Here is a 16572-nt window from a genome sequence, read left to right as displayed (position 1 = left end):
GCAAATTTAGTAAAATAAAACCAAAATGTTCACAGGAATTATAGAAACCCTAGGAAGGATTCACGAAATAAGAAAAGATCAAAACAATCTTCAGATCACAGTTGACTCCACAATCACTAATGAATTAAAAATAGACCAAAGTGTTTCTCATAACGGAATCTGCCTGACGGTTGTAGCAATAAAAGATTCACTTTACACAGTAACCGCTATCGACGAGACCATTTTAAAAACCAATATTGGCGACTGGAAGGAAGGCGATATTGTAAATCTGGAAAGAGGAATGAAACTTGGCGACCGTCTTGACGGACACATCGTACAGGGGCATGTAGACCAAACCGGAACCTGTATTAAAATCGAAGAAGCACACGGAAGCTGGAATTATACTTTTGAATACGACAAAAACCTCAGCAATATTACCATTGAAAAAGGTTCTATTACGGTAAACGGAGTAAGCCTGACGGTTGTAAACTCAAAAACAAACGAATTTAGCGTTTCGATTATTCCTTACACTTTTGAAAATACTAATTTCAAAAACTTCAAAGTTGGAACTAAAATAAACCTTGAATTTGATGTTGTTGGAAAATACATCTCAAGACTTTATGCGATAAACAAATAATTCGTAAAATCGACTCATTAAAAAAGCTTCAGTTTACACTGAAGCTTTTTTAATTTTATTTCGATATATAATTGCAATTCCTAGAACAACTGCCACTATTGCCAAAAACACTAAATGATTATCTATGGGCACTATGTCCGGATCATATGGATCATCTGGTGGTACTACGGGGCCTGGTGCTGGTGGTGTCACTTGTGCCAAAGCACTAAACCCAGATAGTAAAGTCAGGCAAACTGTGAAAAAAACGGTCTTTATTGTCTTCATAATTTTAACACGCTGAAAAACAGCAAGGTAGGTTGTTAAGCATATTTTTATCTACTACAATTCTCATAAAGAAGGGGGCTTACAGCAAATTGTGCGACAAATGTATAAGATTTTTACAAAAACACAAGGTTTAAAACAAAAAAAGCAAAACAAAAATAATCTCCCCATTTTACCGTAAGAATAAACCTTAAACTATTAACCGTACACTGCTATTTACGTATATTTCTATCTGTTAGCTCATTAGATTGTTATTTCGCAAAACCACCCCATCTAAAACACTCCCAACTGTCTTGCGTTCAAAAAAACCAGATATTAATCACAAATAACCAATCATTACACACAAATTACAGTTGTTACAATAGCCTGTTAAAAGCAAGACTATAGCTATACTTTTGTCCTAATATCAAACAAAAAATGGAGTCTACTTCTAATCAAAGTAAGTTTTAAACCAAGTTTTCTTTGATTTCTAAATCAGGGAACAAATCAGTTGTTGTCAGAAAACAAAAACACCTGATTTAAAGAAAAGTAACTCAAGTCCGACAACTGAACTTATGTCTTTTTATAGCGAGCTTTCTTTTATTTGAAAAGATTCATACACAAAGAAAAAAGAAAAAAAAGTTCATTTACATTTTTACCTGCATATCTCTTTTAAAAACAAACAATTAACCTTAATTCTATTATAAAATGAGGAAAACTACCATTATACTGCTTCCATTGTTGTTCTTTCTGCAACTGTCGATTGCACAATCACAAATTGGAAAGGAAAAACGGAAAGAATTTCGTAAAAGTCCAAAATGGAAAGAAATGATGAAGAACCCTAATGCGAACTTCAATGAAACTAGTGTTGCTTTTGAGGAATTCTGGAAAGGGAAACCCAATCCGTTAGAATTGATGGAAGGAGAAGAAGAAGCACTGGAAGAATTAAAAGAAAGATCCTTCATTTCCAGACTCTTTAAAAGCAACAAAGCACTAAAAAAAGAATCGCTTCAGTATGCTGAAGATTTTAAGAGATTTAAATTTTGGAGAATCCAAAGTGAAGGTTTGGTTAAATCTGACGGAAGAATAATGTCTGAGGATGAAATTCAGGAAATGGCCCGACAAGAATTGCAAAGGAGACAAGAAACGAAGCAATAAATCCCCGATAATCTTAAAAATAATCTATGCGAACAAATCTACCTATTCCAGTATTACTTGTATGCTTTCTTTTCTTTAACCTTACCAATGCTCAAACTCCCACTCCTAATTGGAAAAATATTGGACCTATACCCTTTCCACAGAAAACCATTGGTCAGGTACACGGTATTGGACGTTGTAGTCAGATTAAATTTCACGCCACAGATCCTAACAAAATGTATGCTGTCAGTGCTTCAGGAGGATTGTATCAGAGTAATGACAAAGGTCTTAACTGGAAATCAATAGGAACCGATCAGGTTGTTAAAGCACAATCTGCTTCCATCGCCGTAGATCCTACCAACGATCAGGTGATGTATTGGGGGACAGGTGATGCAAATTATTCCTATAATGGTTTAGGCGTGTATAAAACGATCAATGGAGGAGCCACCTGGGCGGTATCAAATACCGGCATGGGTAATCGATTGGTTATACACATGCTTTTTCTTCCTACGGATAACAATACGATCATTGCAGCTACCAATAACGGCATCTATAAATCGACAGACGCAGGTGCCAATTGGACCTTAAAATCTGTTCCTAATATTGAAGTTGAGGATATCTGTTTCAAACCAGGCACAAATGGTCAGATAATTTATGCAACGGATCCTAAACATCTCTATCGTTCTCTTGATGCCGGAGACAGCTGGACCGAAATCACTTCTCCAGCCTTTGTATTCGGAGCTAGCGGAACAAGAGTATCCGTTTCTCAAGTCGATCCGAATATTGTTTATGTTGCTAATATTGGCGCTAATACTATAGTAGAAATTTACAGATCAACAGATGGGGGAAATACCTTTACGAGCATGCGTTCAACTACAGAGTATCTTGCCGGATATTCGGCATCCGCGGGTGGCCAGGGAGATTATAATTTTGATATTGAAGTCAATCCTGCTAATTCAAATGAGCTTTATGTATGTGCTCATGCGATATGGCGTTCTACAGATGCGGGCGTTACATGGGTGAAGCAACAACCATCCTGGGCATACGATCTTCATACCGACCAGCATCACATTTTATTTGATCCTTATGTTAGCGGTCAGCTTTGGAATGCCAACGATGGTGGAGTTTGGAGCAATACAGCTAACGGAACAGGCCCATGGACTCCAAAGTCTGACGGTATAGCAGCCACCGAAATTTATCATGGTGCCATTGGCAAAGCGAATAGAAATCTACAATACATAGGAACACAGGATAATGGCGGATTTTACTACAATAATGGTGTCTTTTATAATGACAGAGGTGGTGACTATGGTCCGTATATGTGGTTTGATTATTCCGGTAATTTTTACTCTGAATCAGACGGAGGGAGACGTCCTTATCCTTCGGGTTCTGGTTCAAGTTTGAATCTGCCAGAAACTCCATCGGGCGGGAAATTTGTCTTCACTCCTGAAAATGCAGATATTGCTTACCATGCTAATGCCGGAAAAATTTATCGTTGCACTAATCTAACTTCAGCTTCTCCTTCCTGGACACTTATTTACACCGTACCGTCCGGTAACATAAAAGACCTCCAGGTAGATCCTGGTAATGCAGATCGTTTATATGCATTTACAGATTCTCCTGCATTATACAGATCAGACAATGCGAGGACTGATGCTGCATTTGTTCAGACAACACTTCCTGCTACATCAACTAAAGGCTCCGTCGCTCCCATACCTAATTCAGATATTCTATACTTAGGGCTTGGAAATACTATTTATCGCTCTGCAGATAAAGGAACAACATGGACAATTACAAAAGGATTTCCTGCAGCAAGCGTGCTAAAGGTGGTTGCTGATCATCAAAGTGCGAATGAAGCTATATATGCTTCTTATGCTATGGGCGTTTATTATAAGGACAATACTAAACCCTCCTGGGTAAATTACTCTTCAGGCCTTCCTATAATTTGCAATATAAGAGATATGGATATCTATAATGACGGTATTTCTAAAGGCACTTTGAATGTTTATTATTATGGAAGAGGGGTGTGGCAAAGTGATTTGGTCCCTCCCCCAAGTAACATTATGGTAGCTATGACTTCGCCAGTCTACAATACAACATTTAGCAGTCCCGCTACTATCAATCTCACTGCAACCGCTTCTGTAAGTTCAGGAAACATTAGTAAAGTAGAATTCTATAATGAAACTACGTTACTAGGTACAAGCACGTCCTCCCCATATACTTATTCGTGGAATGGAGTATTGTCCGGAAAATATGATCTGACTGCTGTAGCTTATGATAATCTGGGAAACAAGAAAAGCTCTGCCTTAGTAACGGTTATGGTAACTTTTGTTTGCAATAAAGTCACAGGAACTCCCTTTGGCACTGCTCCCTATTACACCTATTCTACATATGATAAAGCATTTGACGGAGATATAAATACCGTTTTTGATGCTTCATCAGCCAGTTCAGGTTATACCGGATTAGATCTTGGAACAGCAAAAGTGGTTACCAATGTTAGATATTATCCAAGAACGTCACAAGCAATAAGGATGAAAGGTGGAAAATTTCAGGGTTCCAATACCTCTACTTCCGCTGGTTTCGTGGATCTGTACACCATCCCAATCCAGCCAAATTATGCCTGGCAGGACGTTAGTATACCCAACAGCACTGCCTACAGGTATTACAGGTATTTATCTCCGGCCAATGGTTATTGTGATGTTGCGGAGATTGAGTTCTGTGCTTTTAATGAGCATCCAACAGTAAACCTTACAGCACCACTCAATAATGAACTTTATGCTGCTAGTCCTGCGAATATAACGCTCACGGCAGCTACCTCTGATACAGATGGATCAATTAGTAAAGTCGAATTTTATCAGGGTGCCACTTTGCTGGGTACTGCTACATCAAGTCCTTATTCGTTTAACTGGACGGGAGTTCCCGCCGGTACTTATCAACTTTATGCAAAAGCTTATGATAATACAAATACTACATCCGTTTCCTCTGATATTACCGTCACAGTAGGAAATCAAAACCCAACAGTTTCCATTATTTCACCTGACGATTATGCGGTCTTTACAAATCCTGCGAACATTAACATTTATGCAACAGCCTCTGACTCTGATGGCACCATCAGTAAAGTTGAGTTTTATAACGGCATCACTTTGTTAGGAATTTCAACAACCAGTCCCTACCGTTACAGTTGGACAGATGCACCTACAGGAACTTACACGCTCACCGCTAAGGCGTATGATAATCATGGCGGGATTACTGACTCTTCACCTATAACCGCTACCGTTACTTTCGCCTGTTCTTCTTTTTCAAGCAGCTCTTTTGGGACTTCTCCCTGGGTAGCAGGTTATGAATATGATAAAGCATTTGACGGAGATACAAATACAAATTTTAGTGCTAGTTCAGCCAGTTCAGGATATACTGGATTAGATTTCGGAACAGCAAAAGTGGTTAAAACAATACGTTTCTATCCAAGGAAATCTTATGAAAACAGAATGAGAGGAGGAAAATTCCAGGGGAGCAATGTCGCTGATTTTAGTAGTGGAGTAGTGGATCTGTACACCATTCCCTCTACTCCAATTCTGACATGGAATGAGGTTGCGATTTCCAATGGTACTGCTTTCAGATATGTGAGATATTTATCTCCGGCCAATGGTTATTGTGATGTAGCGGAAATTGAATTTTGCAGCTTAGACAATGCACCAAAAATAAGCATTACTGCTCCGGCTAATGCTGCTATTTATGTTGCTCCGGCCACCATTAATATTGCTGCCAATGTAGATGGTTCTGTAAGTAAAGTGGAATTTTATATCGGGGTCTCTTTAATCGGTACATCCACTAACAGTCCGTACAATTATAACTGGGCAGGAGTAAGTGGCGGAACTTACAATCTGATAGCAAAGGCTTACGACTATAGCGGAATGGTTATTTCTTCTGCTCCTGTGAATTTTACTGTCATCAATAATATTGCTCCAACAGTAAGCATTACCAGTCCGGCCGACAATGCCATTTATAATGCTCCAGCCTCTTTCGATATTTCAGCCACAGCTAACGATACCGACGGGAAAATAGACAAAGTCGAATTCTACAATGGAAATACCCTGTTAGGAACCGTTAATGCAAGTCCGTATACTTTCAAGTGGAACACTGTAGCTGCAGGAAAGTACACCTTAACTGCCAAAGCTTACGATAATAATGGAATTGCTACCTCTTCTTCCGAAGTTTCAGTCAAAGTGAACCAACTACCAACAGTAAACATTACCACTCCGACCGACAATACTATTTATACTGCTCCAGCCACTTTCGATATATCAGCCACAGCTAACGATACCGATGGAAGCATAGACAAAGTAGAATTCTACAATGGCTCTACACTGTTAGGAATCGTTAATGCAAGTCCGTATACTTTCAATTGCAAAAACTTAACTACCGGAACGTACTCCTTAACTGCCAAAGCTTACGATAATCATGGAGCTGTTACTACCTCTTCAATAGTTTCAGTCAGAGTGAACCACCCCCCTACAGTACGCATTACCACTCCGGCTGACAATGCCATTTATGTTGCTCTTGCCACTTTCGACATATCCGCCACAGCTAAAGATACCGACGGAAGCATAAACAAAATAGAATTCTTTAACGGTACTACACTATTAGGAACAGTTAATACAAGTCCGTATACTTTCAATTGGAAAAACGTAGCTGCCGGAACGTACACGTTAACGGCCAAAGCTTACGATAATGACGGCGATGTTACCATTTCTTCTGCAATTGCAATTACAGTAAATACACCAGTCAATCAATCACCTTCGGCAGCCATTACTGCTCCCGCTAATAATACTGTATTTACTGCCCCTGCAAGTATTACAATCGACGCTGTAGCAGCCGATTCTGATGGTACAATTTCTAAAGTAGAATTCTATAACGAAACAACTTTATTATCGACTTCAACAACCAGTCCCTATACATACAATTGGAAAAATGTGCCTGCAGGAGCTTATGCCATAACAGTAAAATCATATGACAATACAAATGCAACAGCAACATCAGCCGTGGTAAACCTAGTCGTTAATAATAATCAAGCTCCGACAGTAAATATTATTGCTCCCTTTAACAATACTACATTCATTACTCCTGCAAGTATTACAATCGATGCTGTAGCAACCGATTCTGACGGAACAATTTCTAAAGTAGAATTCTATAACGGAGCAACCTTACTATCGACTTCAACAACCAGTCCGTATAGATACAATTGGGAAAAGGTACCAGCGGGAACTTATCAGATAACAGCAAAATCATATGATAATAGAAATGCAACAGCAACATCTTCTGTCGTCAACATAGTTGTTGCTAATAATCAGGCTCCGACAGTAAGCATTACAGCTCCCGTAAATACTACTATATTCATTGCTCCTGCAAGTATTACAATCAATGCCGCAGCAGCCGATTCTGACGGAACAATTTCTAAAGTAGAATTCTATAACGGAACAACCTTACTATCGACTTCAACAAGCAGTCCCTATACATACAATTGGGAAAAAGTGCCTGCAGGAACTTATCAGATAGTAGCAAAAGCTACAGACAATACCGGAAACGTGACCAGCTCGGCTCCTGTAATTATTGTTGTAAAAACCAACCCAATTATTAGTATGATTTCTTCTTCTGAAAATAATCAGGCGGCAGATAATGGAAAGGACCTTTTATTCACTTTCAATGTTACTGATCCTGATGCTGTATTATCATACATTATCATTAAAGACAATGGGGAAATAATTTCTACAATAAACAAATATCCTTATTTAGCTGTTCTAACTAACATCAGTCCGGGAGACCACTATTTCACAGCAACCGCCGTTCTCAAAAACGGTACCGAATACACCTTTGCAAATTTAAATATAGTGAGCAAAAATTGCAGAAGTATGGCATGGAATACTTCAACAGATTATTTAATTGGAGATCAGGTAATCTATCAAAACATTATCTACAGGGCTTTGGCAATTAACAAAAACAAACGACCTGATCAAAATCAATCCACTTGGTCTAAGATGGGGATTTGTGAAAATCTGGCAATTGAGAATCCTCCTGTTGTTAAACCTAAATACATCTTATATCCAAATCCATGCACCACACATTTCAATATCAAATTTATGGATTGTACCGGAAAGAGTTTTTACTATAGCATAATGGATGTAAACGGCAGGCTCGTGAGAGAACAAAAAAGTGAGAGTATCGACAATGCTATGTTTGAGAAAGCGGTAAACATTCAGGGACTACCTTCGGGAACATACATTGTACGCATTCACTTAGATGAAAGAATATATAGTGAAAAAATAATTATCATAGAAAAGCCTTCTATGTATAAGAAAAAGAAATAATGTTTTTTACTATCCTTTTATGTTACACAGAAAACAATAATTACCATTCATAGATTTTAGGAGTTGTGTAATCCTAACGCTTTATAATAGAATATCAACAACTTTTCTATTCGAGAGAAAATTTTAAACTAATTTATTATTACATGAAAAAAGCCCCCTTTTTAATAGCATTCTTTGGTGTTATTACAGCTTACTCACAACAAATTGCCGACACTACAGAGCCAAAAAAATTAAAAGAAATACATATCATTACAGAACGTTATTCCAAGTCGACGCAGGATATTAAACACATTTCGCAAAAGGAGATAGAGTTTCAAAAAAACCAAAACACTGCCGATTTACTAACCAACACTGGTACAGTAGCTGTTCAGAAATCGCAACAAGGAGGAGGAAGTCCCGTATTAAGAGGTTTTGAAGCCAATAAGATCCTGCTTCTGATAGATGGAATTAGAATGAACAACCTTATTTACAGAGCCGGACATTTACAGAATATAATTACGGTTGATGAAAACTCGTTGGAACAGATTGATGTTCTTTTTGGACCTTCATCAACTATTTTTGGGAGCGATGCGTTGGGTGGTGCCATCAATATGAGAACCAAAAACCCCATGTTTCTGTCCCAAACGGATAACAAAGTGTTTTCAGGAAATGCAATGGTAAGATACAACAGTGCTAATAAGGGATCAACACAGTATTTTGATCTTAATTTTGCAGGTAAAAGATGGAGCTCTCTATCCTCTTTCTCGTATAATGATTACGGCGATTTGAGAATGGGAAGTAATCCTAAAGGAAAGAATGAATCTTTTGGCGAGCGTCCTCAATATGTTGAAACTTCAAACAATGTAGACTATTTGGTACAGAACAAGAATCCGCTTATACAGAAGTTTTCCGGATATAAGCAATACAATGCCATGCAAAAGATATTTTTTCAACAAGATGAATATACGCAGCACAGCTTAAATCTACAATATTCGTCTTCTTCAGATGTGCCAAGATATGACCGTCTTACCGATCCATCAGGTTCGGGGCTGAAATATGCTGTTTGGAATTATGGCCCACAAAAAAGATTTCTTTCGGCTTATAAATTTTCGAAACAAAAGGCCTTGTTCGAAAGTGATATGAATCTTGGAGTGAGTTATCAAAACATTGAAGAAAGCAGAATCTCCAGAAAATTTAACGATAACAAAACTAAAAGTCAGGTCGAAAAAGTAAATGTATTTGCTTTTAACGCAGATTTCAGAAAGAAACTAAACAAGGGTGATTTTCTTTACGGAATCGAATTTTTTTATGATAATCTCAATTCGACTGCTAACAGTTCAAACCGCATCACCGGCATGGTGTCTCCAACAGACACTCGTTACCCAAACGGCATAAATCATACCTTTAGAGCAGATGTTTTTGCAACTTATAATAAAAAAATAAACGAAACTACTTTCTATAATTTGGGCATTCGTACAGGTTACTCTTCCTTAAAAAGCACTATTGCCGATAATTCATTTTTCAAACTTCCTTATGACATGATCGAGCAGCATAACTTCACTTATAGCGGTACTGTCGGAATTGCAAAGAATATTAAGAGTACTAAATTGGTTTTCAATTTGGCTTCGGGTTACAGAGTTCCAAATGTGGATGATTTAGGAAAACTTTTCGAATCAGTGCCTGGAACCTTGATTGTACCCAATCCGAATATTGCTCCTGAAAAATCAGTAACAACCGATTTTACTGTAGCATTTGGGCAGGGAAAGAGAATTCAGTTTGACAATACGGTTTATTATACCCGCCTTTTTGATGCCATTGTTACCGATCATTTTTTGTATAATGGGCAAAGTTCTGTCCTTTACGAAGGAGTGCAAAGCGAGGTGTTTGCCATGCAAAACAAAGGAAATGCTTATGTAGGCGGTTTTTCTTCCACCCTGAAAATGGTTATCACAAAACCACTGAGAATTTATGGTATGGTAACGTTTACCAAAGGAGAAATAATGGATCGTGCGGGGAATACTCCATTAGATCATATCGCTCCAATCTACGGAAAAGCAGGATTGAAATATGAAAATAAAATAATGCTTCTGGATTTCTATACATTGTTTAATGGCAAGAAAGATATTAGTGATTATTCTTCAAATGGTGAGGACAACCAAAAATATGCTCCTAAAGGAGGTACGCCGGCATGGCAAACCATTAATGTCAAAACGACCTTTAATGTCAATAAGAATTTATCGGTTTATGCCGGAATTGAAAATATTTTAGACCTACAGTACCGCGTTTTTGCATCGGGCATCAATGCATCGGGTAGAAATCTATCTGTAGCAGCAAAATACCACTTCTAATATAAAATTCCCATTTCTGTTTTTACAAATCTAAACTCCTTTCATCGCAATAAAAGGATTGCATAATTTTAAAAAAAGCGATGTGATGTAAAAACACAAAAAAGCAATTTGTTATTTCCTTGAATAAAAAGACATCTATTCCTATAAATAAAACACGGGTAGTTGTTTTTTTAGACAACTGATCTTTTTGTAAAAGTAAATGGCTAAGTACTTTTAATACTTAGCCATCTATGAACAGCTTATGCCATTTGCTTTTTTCTAATAAACTACTGTTTAAAATTTATAATTGAGACCGGCACTAATAATTCCTCTATATCCAAATCCTGCTTCCACAAATCCCCCAAATTTTTTACCTACGCGAAGGCCTGCAGGATTAACCTGAAAAGCAAAATCAGTAGTATTATCTTTAACGGCTGCTTTGCCCGTTTCTGCATTGGTATAGTTGTCCACAATAACACCTGCAGCAGCGGAACCGTAAAAATCCAACCACTCTGTTTTTATGTAACTAAACGATATTGTTGGCATTGCCATAAAATAGCGATTGGTTCTCGTAGCAATAGGTTTGTAATTTTTGTCGCTTTGTTTGGTTTGTTCCTGTTGAAAAGCGACATCACCACCTACTCTTATTCGTTCAGTGATCTGATATCGATATCCCAAACCAAAATTTCCGGAAGAGGTCGTCTCAGAATTTAATTTTTGCCCCAAAATTGCAGAAGATAATGCATTTGAAAAACCATCTGCAAAGGACACCGGTATACCATCGCTATAGGTTAGATTTATTTCATGCTTACTGATTTCTTGTGCTTTTACTACAGTTGTACCGAATGTTAAAAAAATTGCGCATACAATAATCGACTTTTTCATCTGTTTTAATTACTTTATAGTTAATAAATTTAAATTTGTGGCAAGAATATCTTATACTGCCTTATTACTAATACGCTAAAAATTAAAATACCCCTATACGCTGCAGTAAAATTTTAAAATACCACTACTTTTTTATGATATGAATGAGGACCTAAAGCATTTTAAACAATTGTTCAGCGAGCTTTATCAGCCCTTATGCAATCATGCTTATAAGTATCTTCAGGACAGGGACGAAAGCGAAGATGTAGTACAGGAACTGATGATTAAAATATGGGAAACCCGCAAGGATTTACTTTCTGAAAAGAGCCTCAAATATTACCTGTATATAGCTGTTAAGAACCGGTGTATATCCATTTTGAGAAAAAAAATCTATATGCTTGACATTGACGAAATGTCTACCGATATTGCCGAAGAAATTCCCGAAACGAAACCCTTACCAGATGCGAACCAGCTTATAGAAGATGCATTTAATGGAATTTCACCAAAATGTCTTGAAATTTTCAAACTGAGTCGTATTGAAAAATTAAGCTATAAACAAATTGCAGAGAAATTAGAAATATCCATAAAAACAGTAGAAAATCAGATGGGCAAAGCCATCCGACATATACGAGAATTTGTCAAACAGCATCCCAACTTAATTCTTTTCTTTAAAATATGGTATTTTAGTTATTATATAGTGGGGGTTTTAAAAGAATTTGTGTTTTATTTAAAAGAGGTATAACCATGGACAACCAAGATATTAATGTATTATTAGCAAAGCATTTTTCAGGAGAAACTACACCTGAGGAAGAAGCTGTATTACTGAATTGGATAAAAAACAATCCTGATGAATACCTCTCGCTTAAGATTTTTTTTGCAGAAAGTCAGCCATTAGATTCTCCTCAGTTATTTGAAACCGCTAATGCCTGGAACCGTATAGCTCCAAATTTATCCTCCACGAAACCAACCGTATTTCAGTTGCACAAAAAATACATCTATGCAACAGCCGTTGCAGCCGTTTTTATTTTAATAAGCACGTTCGCTTTCTTGTATGCGAATGCCGAGATAACCGTTCAAACCGCTAACCGACAGGTGAAAAATATCGAATTGAGTGATGGTTCTTTAGTTACGCTGAATGACAACTCAAGTATTACTTATAGAAGATTTCTATGGAACAACCGTACTGTCAGCTTAAATGGGGAAGCTTTCTTTGAAGTAAAACACGACGAGAGTAGGCCTTTTTCTGTAAATACAGGCACACTCGCCGTAAAAGTTTTAGGAACCTCTTTTGTTGTAACAACAACAGAAAAAGAGAAATCGGTAGCAGTGATTACAGGAAAAGTTAAGGTTACCGCCACTCCTACTAACCAAACAGTCGTTTTGGAGAAAAAACAGGCAGCTCATTATACCTCCAACAGATTAATTAAAAGTGACACAGCCGACAAAAACTTACTCTCCTGGAAAACAAAGTCTCTTTCTTTCGAAAATACTCCACTTCAAAAAGCCTTTGAGGATATTGAAAATTGTTATCATATTAAAATACAGGTGGAAGGCAAAATCTCTGATTCCTGCACCGTCACTACAAATTTCAAGAACGAATCCATAAAAGAAATATTGGAAGAATTCCGTTTATTGTTTGGGCTTAGTTATACCCAAAAGGGCAATACTGTTTGGGTGAAAAACATATCCTGTGAAAAGTAATTCTTTCATAAATCACTGGTTAATCATTACATGCTGTTCTGTACTTTTCTTTTGTGCCGGATCTGTACAAGCACAAAAAACAAGCTTGCTGAAAAAAAAGATCACTATCCAAATAGAGAATGATAGTATCGGAGCTTATATTTCCACCATTATAACACAAGGCGCAAATTTATCCCTAAGCAATAATAAACTCAATCTTGGCAAAAAGATAAAGATCGACAAAGGAACTTATGAATTAGGGACACTGCTAAATCTTCTTTTTGCTTCAGAATCAGTAAAATTTCTGGAGAGAGATGATAAAATAATTATTTACACCGTTTTGCGGGCTCCTGCCCCATTTACTATTAGCGGGTTTGTTTATGCAGGCGGCAGTAAAGAAGCGCTACCCTACGCTACTGTACGGGTTTTAAACACAAACATTGCTGTTAATTGTAATGATTATGGCTATTATACGCTAACATTACCCAAAAACAAGTATATCATAAATGCGAGTTATACCGGTTTTACTTCACAAACAGATACGATATTGGTAAACAAAACCATTAAAAAAAACTTCAATCTTACCATGGGACTATCCCTTGCTCCGGTTGAGGTTAAGTCATCCAAAAAACCTTTAAATGAGATTTCCAGCATAATCGATACGCAGCACATTAACGCTCTTCCCCTTCTAATGGGGCAATCAGATCCGTTAAAACTTCTTACCTTAAAACCGGGCACCTACGGCACTTCTTTAAATGTCAGAGGAGGCTCAAGCGATCAGAATTTGGTTTTATTAGATGGTGTTCCTATTTACAATTACAATCATTTTACGAGTTTATTATCTATTTTCGATTCGCAGGCCATCAAACAAATAAGTTTTTTCAAAGGCGGCTTTCCGGCTCGTTACGAAGGAAGACTTTCGTCAGTCATAGATGTTAAAACAAAAGATGGCGACATGCAGTCCTACCACGGGGCTGCTAATATTGGTTTGCTAACGGGTTCTGCGATGATTGAAGGACCTATCATAAAAGACAAGATGTCCTTTATGATCAGCGCAAGAAGAAGCTGGATTGATGCTTTGACCAAAGCGATTTTTGATCAGGATATTAATTTTAAATACCGGATGTATGACGCCTATTTTAAAATTAACTATTTTATTAATTCGTCCAACCGGTTGTACCTTGGCGCCTATACCGGTGGAGATCTTATTCGTGTAAATTTCTTTTCTTCCGAAGCACCTCAACTTACCTGGACCAACAGAACACTTTCTTTGCGCTGGAACAGGGTGTACAACCCCAGACTGTTTCAGAATTCGGTTCTACTGCTAAGCAACTATAATAATCAGTTTGCCAATGCAGATGAGGATGGAACCAGAAAGTTTCGCATTACAGATATAGGTATCGAAAACAACCTGAATTATCACTGGTCGTCCTTCCTAAATAGCGCGATAGGCTTACGAATAAATATGACTAATTTTTCTAATAACACTGTTGAGCGTGATCAATTGATAAAGTCATTACATTTCAAAACCTATTGGGACAACGATATAACGCTGTCCGATAAAGTTCGAATAAAAGCGGGTCTTCATTATGCCACTTTTTTAACTAAAAACAAGGTTTATAATTCTTTTCAGCCCCGTACCAGTTTGGTTTATAAATACAACACTTCTAATAGTCTCTTTGCCTCCTATGCCATAATGGAACAATTTTATCATCAAATTGCCCAGAACACCTATGCTTTACCCACAGATTTACGCATGCCGAGTACAGATCAGTTACCTCCGGAAAAGGCTTTTATCTATGAGGCCGGCTATGAAAAAACTTTAAACAAAGGATATATCAGATTACAGTTTTACGAAAAAAAAGTATCCAATATTTTAATGTATCCACCCCTTTATGATGTTTCAGATCAAGACAAAACACAATCCCCTCTAATCGGTTTTGGCAATTCAAGAGGCTTGGAACTTGAATTTTCTAAGCAGTTCAAAAAGTTTGATGTACAGGCATCGTATACCCTGAGCAAATCGACATTGCGATTCCCCACAATAAATAATGGTCAGACCTTTAATTCTCCAAACGATATAACCCATCAAATAAAAGGAGCTGTTATTTGGAATATTAATCAATCCTGGGTCCTATCCACCTTGTTCAATTATAGTTCCGGCGTTTTAATCTCGGCACCAGATTCTTTTTCCTATAATGACAAAAAAGATTCGTACTTAGTAGATCCCAACCAAAGCAATGAAATATCAAAGCCTAATAACTATCGCTTACCGAGAAATTACAATGTAGATGTTGGCGTTTCAAAAACAAAAAAAACGAAATCCGGCAACCAATCCAGATTGTACTTTGGAGTTAACAATCTCATAGGACAATCTCCACCGTTTATCATTGAAACAAGTTTAAGTAATGGCACCTTTAATTTAGAACAGGTCAGAATGTTTAAATATTTTCCTTACGCTGGATATACTTATACTTTTGGGACAGGTAAAGAGAAATTAAATTAATTATCGGAATTTCTAAAAAAAGGCAAAAAAAAATAAACAATCTCTTTTTGGTAGTTGACCCCGAAATGAACCAATACATTTTCTCTACTTATTCATAAATAAATCCGACAGGTTCTAAAAACCTGTCGGATTTTGTATATTGTTATTCGGAGACAATTTCCTTCCTTATCTGACATTATTGAACATCATTCAAGTCATGTTCATGAGCGCTACATCCCGTCGGCAGGAGATTACTTATGAACAATGTCCCAGCTCTCTATTAAATAAGTATCTAATAATCCTTTTCTAGCTTTAGCCACGAATAAATAATCCTGATAACTTTTATTAATATAAATATCGGACATTATTTTTCGATGAGCATAAATAATAGACACTTCGCCTTTATAGCTATAATAAAAACAACTATTTTTCGAATAATCAGACAATCCTGTTATTTCACATTTAATAAGTTCTATTGCATTTCTTTTCGAATAATACCTATTATACAAATTAAAAGGAATTAAAACGATTCCACTTAAAAAGAAAGAAATAATTAAAATTTTGAATATATATAAAAAAGTAAAAATTGCTTTATCAATCTTATCTCGTAAATCTTTAAAATCATTGATGGTTATCTGTAAATTTCTTACAACAATAACAACCAATATTATCCAGAAAAGCGAATTAAACAAATAGTTCGGATACCCTATTGTTTTCTCTTCAGTTACAATGTAAATCCAAAATAAAACCAGGGCAATTGCAAACCTTAGCACTTCATAAGATTTACTTTTTTTACCTATTTTACGGATCAAGAACAAAACCTGGGGAGAAAAGGCTGAAAGCCAGAAAAGGGATCAAGAGCAAAACCTGGGGAGGAATGTC

General features: G+C 36.9%; 9 protein-coding genes. 7 read left to right on the top strand and 2 right to left on the bottom strand.

Features of this window, described 5'->3' with window-relative positions:
* The first annotated feature begins 25 nt into the window (after positions 1-25).
* Positions 26-616, top strand: coding sequence for a riboflavin synthase (locus tag JO950_RS08880; protein ID WP_202702320.1), 591 nt, complete (start codon positions 26-28; stop codon positions 614-616).
* A gap of 33 nt (positions 617-649) precedes the next feature.
* On the opposite strand, the gene JO950_RS08875 is transcribed toward JO950_RS08880, so the two are convergent.
* A complete protein-coding gene (locus JO950_RS08875; RefSeq protein ID WP_202702319.1) occupies positions 650-880 on the bottom strand; it encodes a hypothetical protein in 231 nt (76 codons plus the stop codon).
* A 684-nt stretch (positions 881-1564) separates the two neighbouring features.
* Here JO950_RS08875 and JO950_RS08870 point away from each other — a divergent pair.
* The 3 genes from JO950_RS08870 to JO950_RS08860 all read left to right on the top strand — a co-directional run bounded on the left by JO950_RS08870 (position 1565) and on the right by JO950_RS08860 (position 10682).
* Positions 1565-2014, top strand: a complete 450-nt coding sequence (locus JO950_RS08870) for a hypothetical protein (protein WP_202702318.1) — start codon at positions 1565-1567, stop codon at positions 2012-2014.
* 26 nt (positions 2015-2040) lie between these two features.
* Positions 2041-8355, top strand: a complete 6315-nt coding sequence (locus JO950_RS08865) for an Ig-like domain-containing protein (RefSeq protein ID WP_202702317.1) — start codon at positions 2041-2043, stop codon at positions 8353-8355.
* 143 nt (positions 8356-8498) lie between these two features.
* Complete coding sequence (locus JO950_RS08860) at positions 8499-10682, top strand: TonB-dependent siderophore receptor (RefSeq protein WP_202702316.1); 2184 nt, start codon at positions 8499-8501, stop codon at positions 10680-10682.
* 273 nt (positions 10683-10955) lie between these two features.
* On the opposite strand, the gene JO950_RS08855 is transcribed toward JO950_RS08860, so the two are convergent.
* Positions 10956-11546 (bottom strand): outer membrane beta-barrel protein, encoded by a 591-nt coding sequence (locus JO950_RS08855; protein WP_202702315.1) that lies wholly within the window; start codon positions 11544-11546, stop codon positions 10956-10958.
* Between the two features lie 139 nt (positions 11547-11685).
* On the opposite strand from JO950_RS08855, the gene JO950_RS08850 reads away from it, so the two are divergent.
* Genes JO950_RS08850 through JO950_RS08840 form a run of 3 tightly spaced genes read left to right on the top strand, consistent with a single transcriptional unit; the run spans position 11686 to position 15711 of the window.
* Entirely contained in the window at positions 11686-12267 is a 582-nt protein-coding gene (locus JO950_RS08850; protein WP_202702314.1) for an RNA polymerase sigma-70 factor, read from the top strand.
* A gap of 2 nt (positions 12268-12269) precedes the next feature.
* A complete protein-coding gene (locus JO950_RS08845; RefSeq protein ID WP_202702313.1) occupies positions 12270-13226 on the top strand; it encodes a FecR family protein in 957 nt (318 codons plus the stop codon).
* The gene (locus JO950_RS08840) at positions 13216-15711 is read left to right on the top strand and encodes a TonB-dependent receptor (protein ID WP_202702312.1); all 2496 of its coding nucleotides are present in this window, start codon (positions 13216-13218) and stop codon (positions 15709-15711) included. The genes JO950_RS08845 and JO950_RS08840 overlap by 11 nt, the downstream gene beginning before the upstream one ends.
* Positions 15712-16572: the final 861 nt, after the last annotated feature.

It is taken from the genome of Flavobacterium sp. UGB4466 (assembly GCF_903469665.1).
Classification (GTDB): Bacteria; Bacteroidota; Bacteroidia; order Flavobacteriales; family Flavobacteriaceae; genus Flavobacterium; species Flavobacterium lipolyticum.
Note: the sequence above shows the minus strand (reverse complement) of the source record. Positions and strands in the feature narration are given on the sequence as shown.

What these genes read in the sequence shown, in the direction of transcription:
- JO950_RS08880 (WP_202702320.1), top strand. Translation starts at nt 26, where the DNA reads ATGTTCACAGGAATTATAGAAACCCTAGGAAGGATTCACGAAATAAGA.
- JO950_RS08860 (WP_202702316.1), top strand. Translation starts at nt 8,499, where the DNA reads ATGAAAAAAGCCCCCTTTTTAATAGCATTCTTTGGTGTTATTACAGCT.
- JO950_RS08855 (WP_202702315.1), bottom strand. Translation starts at nt 11,546, where the DNA reads ATGAAAAAGTCGATTATTGTATGCGCAATTTTTTTAACATTCGGTACA.
- JO950_RS08870 (WP_202702318.1), top strand. Translation starts at nt 1,565, where the DNA reads ATGAGGAAAACTACCATTATACTGCTTCCATTGTTGTTCTTTCTGCAA.
- JO950_RS08865 (WP_202702317.1), top strand. Translation starts at nt 2,041, where the DNA reads ATGCGAACAAATCTACCTATTCCAGTATTACTTGTATGCTTTCTTTTC.
- JO950_RS08845 (WP_202702313.1), top strand. Translation starts at nt 12,270, where the DNA reads ATGGACAACCAAGATATTAATGTATTATTAGCAAAGCATTTTTCAGGA.
- JO950_RS08850 (WP_202702314.1), top strand. Translation starts at nt 11,686, where the DNA reads ATGAATGAGGACCTAAAGCATTTTAAACAATTGTTCAGCGAGCTTTAT.
- JO950_RS08875 (WP_202702319.1), bottom strand. Translation starts at nt 880, where the DNA reads ATGAAGACAATAAAGACCGTTTTTTTCACAGTTTGCCTGACTTTACTA.